The following is a 1701-nucleotide window of genomic DNA, read 5'->3' as shown; positions in this document are numbered from 1 at the left end:
AAGGTAGTTCCATACATACCTGCTTTCATTAGTAAAAGAAAGTGACAACCAGGGATGGGTGCCTTTACAATTTCATAAACACTTTGATTTCGTTTATTAATAGTATTCCTTTATACACACTTATAATTTCATTCAAATTGATTAACTATCTTTTTAAAAAAATATTGTATTTGTTAGTCTTCTTATTAACAACTTGTCCAAACCAATCAATACTTTTCTCATAGAATGAATACAAGTAATTATACCGAAATGGAGGAAACAAACCAATGAGCGACACAAATTTTTCAAATGATTCTCCAGGCCCAAAAGGAAAATTAATTACTGGCCATTCAAAGGAGTTTATTTCAGATACACTTGGCTTTCTTACCCGTTTAGCAAAAGAATATGGAGAAGTTGCTAAAATTCGTTTTGGACCTTTCCATAATGTTTACCTTATTTCAAATTCAGATTTAATTAAGCAGGTACTTGTAACAAAACAAAAATCCTTCTTGAAATCAAAGGACTTCTCTGCTTTAAAACCAGTAATCGGAGAAGGCCTTCTTACAAGTGAAAAAGAAATTCACATGCGCCAAAGAAGGCTTATTCAACCCTCTTTCAAAAAGTCTCATATTAGCAATTATGGTCAGGATATGATTGATATAACAATGGACTATATTTCCACTTGGAAAAACAGAGAAGAAAGGATTATTACGGAGGATATGATGAGCCTTGCACTGGGTATTATCAGCAAGACCATGTTCAGCATGAACCTCAAAGAAGGATATGGCATGCTCGGGGAACCTATAGAAGCCTTCATGAGAATTGCCGTTAAAAGAATGCGAACACTTCAAATGCCACTATGGGTTCCAACTAAAAACAACCGTGAATATAAAATTGCGAAACAGAGACTTGATAAGGTGATTTATAGCTTTATTGAAAAACGTAGAACAGAGGCAGAGAGACATGAGGATATGCTTGGGATTCTAATGGATGCTCGAGATGATGAGGATGGCTTAGCTATGACAGACAAGCAGTTACGTGATGAGTTAATGACCATTTTCCTTGCCGGTCACGAAACAACAGCAAATGTGCTTTCCTGGACCTTATACTTGCTTTCCCAACACCCTGATGTGGAAACTAAACTTTTCAATGAAATAGATAGCGTAATCGGCAACCGTAATCTAACAACTGGCGATTTTATGAAATTAACATTCACACAAAATGTTATCTATGAATCAATGCGCATATACCCGCCTGCCTATATCATACAACGGGAAGTGGCAGAGGATGTGGTAATTGGAGGGTATCTTTTTAAAAAAGGCGATATGATCCTGTTGAGTCAGTATGTGATGCACCACAAGCCTGAGTATTTTGATAATCCAGATTCCTTTAAACCTGAGCGATTTGAAAACAACTTTATGAAAACCCTACCTCCGTTCGCTTACTTTCCATTTGGCGGAGGTCCGAGAGTTTGTATCGGTAATCATTTTGCAGTGATGGAAGCTGTGCTTGTCCTAGCATGCATTGCTCAACGATATCGGATAAGGCTGGCGCCTGACCATCATGAAGTAAAGCCACTTCCGTCTATTACACTCAGACCGAAGCGTGGATTGCGCATGGTAGTCGAAGATAGAAATATAGGAGGTTTCCAACCAGAAGCTTCTGAAATTTAAATGAATATAAGTTGTATTAATGAACAAAATTGTCACTCTACACCTAAGG

1 protein-coding gene is annotated in these 1701 nt (G+C 37.3%); it reads left to right on the top strand.

Going from position 1 to position 1701, the window contains the following annotated elements:
* Positions 1-266: 266 nt before the first annotated feature.
* On the top strand, positions 267-1652 hold the full coding sequence (locus LQ203_RS27260) for a cytochrome P450 (RefSeq protein WP_230163053.1): 1386 nt from the start codon (positions 267-269) through the stop codon (positions 1650-1652).
* The last annotated feature ends 49 nt before the right edge of the window (positions 1653-1701 follow it).

The organism is Peribacillus sp. Bi96 (assembly GCF_918698115.1).
GTDB lineage: Bacteria > Bacillota > Bacilli > Bacillales > DSM-1321 > Peribacillus.
Note: the sequence above shows the minus strand (reverse complement) of the source record. Positions and strands in the feature narration are given on the sequence as shown.

Coding starts and splice junctions, on each gene's coding strand:
- LQ203_RS27260 (WP_230163053.1), top strand. CDS start 267: ATGAGCGACACAAATTTTTCAAATGATTCTCCAGGCCCAAAAGGAAAA.